At 73.0% G+C, this 4,934-nt stretch carries 5 protein-coding genes; 3 read left to right on the top strand and 2 right to left on the bottom strand.

Annotated elements, in window-relative coordinates; genetic code table 11:
* Positions 1-126: 126 nt before the first annotated feature.
* Positions 127-1,068: a biotin--[acetyl-CoA-carboxylase] ligase gene (locus ACFWZ5_RS44670; protein ID WP_384806500.1), complete on the bottom strand. Its 942-nt coding sequence runs from the start codon at positions 1,066-1,068 to the stop codon at positions 127-129.
* Between the two features lie 126 nt (positions 1,069-1,194).
* Between ACFWZ5_RS44670 and ACFWZ5_RS44675 the strand changes: the two genes are divergently transcribed.
* Both ACFWZ5_RS44675 and ACFWZ5_RS44680 read left to right on the top strand, forming a co-directional pair.
* Entirely contained in the window at positions 1,195-2,847 is a 1,653-nt protein-coding gene (locus ACFWZ5_RS44675) for an acyl-CoA carboxylase subunit beta (protein ID WP_384806502.1), read from the top strand.
* A 44-nt stretch (positions 2,848-2,891) separates the two neighbouring features.
* Positions 2,892-3,098 (top strand): acyl-CoA carboxylase subunit epsilon, encoded by a 207-nt coding sequence (locus ACFWZ5_RS44680; protein ID WP_384806504.1) that lies wholly within the window; start codon positions 2,892-2,894, stop codon positions 3,096-3,098.
* A 59-nt stretch (positions 3,099-3,157) separates the two neighbouring features.
* Here the strand turns inward: ACFWZ5_RS44680 and ACFWZ5_RS44685 are convergent, their stop codons facing one another.
* Entirely contained in the window at positions 3,158-4,618 is a 1,461-nt protein-coding gene (locus ACFWZ5_RS44685; RefSeq protein ID WP_384892880.1) for a hypothetical protein, read from the bottom strand.
* Positions 4,619-4,752: 134 nt separating this feature from the next.
* Between ACFWZ5_RS44685 and mmpB the strand changes: the two genes are divergently transcribed.
* A complete protein-coding gene (mmpB, locus tag ACFWZ5_RS44690) occupies positions 4,753-4,881 on the top strand; it encodes a morphogenic membrane protein MmpB (RefSeq protein ID WP_384807002.1) in 129 nt (42 codons plus the stop codon).
* The last annotated feature ends 53 nt before the right edge of the window (positions 4,882-4,934 follow it).

Raw genomic sequence — 4,934 nt, forward strand, 5'->3', positions numbered from 1 at the left:
CGCCGCTCCGCGGCGGGAGCTACCCCGCCCACCCACCCCATTCGCCGCCGACGGCGGGTCACCCCCACCAGGGGCGGTCACCCCACGGACAACTGGAAACGGGCGGGCGGGTGGGAAAGAACCCGCTCAGCCGGCAGGCCGCACGTGGACCACATCCCCCGCCCCCACCGCCTCCCGCCCCCCACCCCCGGTGGCAAGCACCAGCCTCCCGTCCCCGTCAACGGCCACCGCCTCCCCGACGAGCGCCCGCCCCCCGGGCAACTCGGCCCGGACCTCACGCCCGAGCGTGGCGCACCCGGCCGCGTACGTCTCCTGGAGACGGGACGCGGCAGGATCACCCAGGGCGGCACGCCAGTCCCCGTACCAGCTCTCAAGGCTCCGCAGGACGGCCCGGAGCAGCGGGTCACGGTCGGTGGACACGGCGCCCGCGAGGGCGAGGGACCCCGCGCCGGGGACAGGAAGCTCGTCGGCGCGCAGCGTGACGTTGATACCCACACCGATGACGACGCCTCCGACACCCGAGCCACCCCCGGCACCCCCACCCCCACCCCCACTCCCCACCCTCTCCGCCAGAATCCCCCCGGCCTTCCGCTCCTCCCCGTCCACGGTCACCAGGAGGTCGTTGGGCCACTTGAGCGACGTATCGACCCCGGCGGCCCGGGACAGGCCCGTCGCCACCGCGACGCCGGTGAGCAGCGGCAGCCACCCCCACCGCTCCAGCGGCACCTCCTCCGGCTTCAGCAGGACCGAGAAGAAGAGGCCCGAGCGCGGGGGCGCGCTCCAGCGGCGGTCGAGGCGCCCGCGCGCGGCGGTCTGCTCCTCGGCGACGAGGACCGCTCCCTCCGGGAGGGCGTCGGCGCGGGCGGCCAGGTCCGTGTTGGTGGAGCCGGTGACGGGAACCACGTCGAGGGAGCGGTAGAGCCCGCCGTCACGGAGGAGGGCGCGGCGCAGCGCGGTGGCGTTCAGGGGCGGGCGGTCGAGATCGCTCCAGCGGCCCGCCGAGCCGGGGGACGAGCCCTGGGACGGAGCATGGGACGGGCCATGGGATGAGTCATTGGACGGCGTCATGCAAGCCACCCTAGGTGTGGTAAACGCCGCACTGCACAGGCGTATCCACGCCGATACGCTACGAGTCAGTAGCCAGCGCCGTCAGCCGCCACCATCCCCTCTGAGCAGGCAGGGAGCCGCGTCCCGATGTCCGAGTCGCAAGTGCCCAACGAGCCTTCCGCGCAGCCCCAGACGCCCCCCGACCCGGCCCAGGAGCCGACCCGGGACCCGGGCGTCGACATCCATACGACCGCCGGAAAGCTGGCGGATCTGCGGCTGCGCATCGAGGAGGCGAAGCACGCGGGGTCCGCGCGTGCGGTGGAAAAGCAGCACGCCAAGGGGAAGTTGACGGCGCGCGAGCGGATCGAGCTGCTGCTCGACGAGGGCTCGTTCGTGGAGCTCGACGAGTTCGCCCGGCACCGCTCCGTCGACTTCGGCATGGAGCGGAACCGTCCGTACGGAGACGGCGTGGTCACCGGGTACGGCACGGTCGACGGCCGCCCGGTCGCCGTCTTCTCGCAGGACTTCACCGTCCTCGGCGGCTCCCTCGGCGAGGTCTTCGGCCAGAAGATCATGAAGGTCATGGACTTCGCCCTGAAGACGGGCTGTCCGGTCGTCGGCATCAACGACTCGGGCGGCGCCCGCATCCAGGAGGGCGTGATGGCCCTCGGCATGTACGGCGAGATCTTCCGCCGCAACACGCACGCGTCCGGCGTGATCCCGCAGATCAGCCTCGTCGTCGGCCCGTGCGCGGGCGGCGCGGTGTACTCGCCCGCGATCACGGACTTCACGGTCATGGTCGACCAGACCTCGCACATGTTCATCACGGGCCCGGACGTCATCAAGACCGTCACCGGCGAGGACGTCGGCTTCGAGGAGCTGGGCGGCGCCCGCACGCACAACTCGACGTCCGGCGTCGCGCACCACATGGCGGGCGACGAGAAGGACGCGATCGAGTACGTCAAGTCCCTCCTGTCGTACCTGCCGTCGAACAACCTCAGCGAGCCCCCGGTCTTCCCCGAGGAGGCCGACCTGGAGCTGACCGACGAGGACCGCGAGCTCGACGTGCTCGTGCCGGACAGCGCCAACCAGCCGTACGACATGCACACGGTGATCGAGCACGTCCTGGACGACGCGGACTTCTTCGAGACGCAGCCGCTGTTCGCGCCGAACATCCTCACCGGCTTCGGCCGCGTCGAGGGCCACCCGGTGGGCATCGTGGCGAACCAGCCGATGCAGTTCGCGGGCTGCCTCGACATCGACGCGAGCGAGAAGGCGGCGCGCTTCGTGCGCACGTGCGACGCGTTCAACGTCCCGGTCGTCACGTTCGTCGACGTCCCCGGCTTCCTGCCGGGCGTCGAGCAGGAGCACACGGGCATCATCCGCCGCGGCGCCAAGCTGATCTACGCGTACGCGGAGGCGACGGTCCCGCTGATCACGGTGATCACGCGCAAGGCGTTCGGCGGCGCGTACGACGTGATGGGCTCCAAGCACCTGGGCGCCGACCTCAACCTGGCCTGGCCGACCGCGCAGATCGCGGTGATGGGCGCGCAGGGCGCGGTGAACATCCTGCACCGCCGCACGATCGCCGCCGCCGAGGACCAGGAGGCCACGCGCGAGCGCCTCATCCAGGAGTACGAGGACACGCTCCTGAACCCGTACACGGCCGCCGAGCGCGGCTACGTCGACGCCGTGATCATGCCGTCGGAGACCCGCTCCCACCTCGTCCGCGGCCTGCGTCAGCTGCGCACGAAGCGGGAGTCGCTGCCTCCGAAGAAGCACGGCAACATCCCGCTGTAGCCCGGCCGCGCACGCCTGTGTCCCGACCCCCGAGGAGTCCATTCGTGATCAAGGTCGTACGAGGCAACCCGACCCCCGAGGAGCTGGCCGCCGCCCTGGCGGTGGTCCAGGCGCGCGCCGCGGCGGTCGCGAACGCGCCGTCCGGCGCGCCGGAGCCCCCGGACGCGTGGGCGGACCCGGCACGGGTGGCCCGTAAGCGGCTGCCCCGGCCGGGGCCCGCGGCGTGGGGCCGCACGTACTGGCCCGTGTGACCGGCGCCCGGCCCGCGTGACGGGCGCCGGGGCGCGCGGACGCGCTCCCCGGCCCCGTCTCAGCGCCCGAGCACGGACCCGAACCGCTTGTTCTGGTACGTGAGCCCGAACGCCTTCTCGCTGATCGAGTACGCCCCGGCGGCGGTGACCCCGTCCGCCGCGCCGCGCAGCACCCAGGCGGAGCCGTCGTCCCACCGGGCGCCGGGGAACACGTCCTCGCCGGACGCGGCCACGACGACCTCGGCCCTGCCGTCGCCGTCGGTGTCGGTGCCGCGCGCCTGGACCGCGGAGCCGAAGCGGTCGGCGTCCTCGGCCGCGCCCGGCACGCCCGCCGTGCTCTGGCTCAGGACCTGCGCGCCCGTGCCGGTGAGGCCGGAGGCGGAGCCCTTGAGCAGGTACACGGCCCCGGAGTCGGGCGCGTCGGCGTCCTCGCCGGGCGCGCCCACGGCGACGTCGGCGTACCCGTCGCCGTCGACGTCACCGACGGACGCGCTCGCGCCGAAGCGGTCGGCGTCCGCGCCGTCGCCCGGGACGCCGGGGCTCTCCTGGTCGAGGACGGTGCCGCCGCCGCTGCCGGGGCCGCGCTTGCCGCCGTAGTAGACGCCGACGGCGCCGCCGTGCGCGGCGTCCTTGTCGGCGATCACGACGTCCGCGTACCCGTCCTTGTTGACGTCGCCCGAGCCCTCCAGGCCCGAGATGGTCGCGGGCAGCGCGGCGGGCGGCCTGGTGAACGTCACGCCGTCGCGGCCGCCCTTCCAGTAGCCGACCCAGCCGCTGTGCTCGTCGGCCTCCATGTTCGCGATGCCCGAGGCAAGGAGGTCGTCGTCGCCGTCGCCGTCGTAGTCCCCGGCGTCCAGGCGCGCGACGACCCGGAAGACGTCGTCGCCGTGGAGGTTCAGGCGCTGCTGCTTCGGGGCGCGGGTGCGGGTGAAGCCGTCGCCGGACAGGCTGACCCCGCCGTAGTACGAGCGCGTGGCCAGCTGCTGCTTGCCGTCGCCGTCGAAGTCGCCGACGACGACCGCGTCGCCGTAGTGCACGTCGAGCCCGGTCTGCGGCGATGACATGCTCAGACCGCCGTGGACGAGCCCGCCCCGGCCGCCCCAGAGCACGGTCATGAGGCCGTCCTCGCCGTTCTCGCCCGACACCCCGACGACGAGGTCGGTGTACCCGTCGCCGTCCAGGTCCCCGGTGTCGTACGCGCTGCCGAACCGGTCGCTCTCCTCCGGCACGCCCGGCACCTTCGCGGACGCCTGGCTGACGAGCTGCTTGCGCCCGCCCGCGACACCGTCCTTCGACCCGTACAGGACGGCCACGTGCCCGGCCTTCTTGACGCCGTTCACGGTGGCGTCGGGGGTGGCGAGGACCACGTCGCCGTATCCGTCGCCGTTGAAGTCGGCGGTGTCCCCGGCGGCCGGGGCGGGGGCCGCGGCGGCCGACCCGGACAGCGGGACCGACAGGCCCGCGGCGGCCAGGGCGGCCGCTGCCGCCGCCGTCACGACACTCTTGCGCATTCTGCGCATATCGCAATGCTCCAATCCCTGGAAGCTACGCGTAGTTGACGCCCGGGCACCACCTGGGGGTTGTACGGCTGAACGGAAGGACTTGAGTACCCGTACTCAGGCGCCCCGGCCCCCCGACGCGGACCATCGAAGCCATGCTGTGGTCCGACCCCGAGAACAACCCGCCCAAGGACATGCGCGACATGCAGGCCAAAATGCGCCGCGCGGGCGTGTTCCTGGCCGCGGCGATGCTGATCGCGATGCTGATCCTGGGCACGCTTTAGCCCGTCCGGCGTTTGAGGACGAGCGCGAAGCGCGGATAAAAGGGGGGTCCAGG

This window comes from Streptomyces sp. NPDC059003 (genome assembly GCF_042740445.1).
Lineage (GTDB): Bacteria > Actinomycetota > Actinomycetes > Streptomycetales > Streptomycetaceae > Streptomyces.

Bases quoted from the DNA above. Each gene is read 5' to 3' on its own strand.
- ACFWZ5_RS44670 (WP_384806500.1), bottom strand. From the start codon at position 1,068: ATGACGCCGTCCAATGACTCATCCCATGGCCCGTCCCATGCTCCGTCC.
- ACFWZ5_RS44675 (WP_384806502.1), top strand. From the start codon at position 1,195: ATGTCCGAGTCGCAAGTGCCCAACGAGCCTTCCGCGCAGCCCCAGACG.
- ACFWZ5_RS44685 (WP_384892880.1), bottom strand. From the start codon at position 4,618: ATGCGCAGAATGCGCAAGAGTGTCGTGACGGCGGCGGCAGCGGCCGCC.
- mmpB (WP_384807002.1), top strand. From the start codon at position 4,753: ATGCTGTGGTCCGACCCCGAGAACAACCCGCCCAAGGACATGCGCGAC.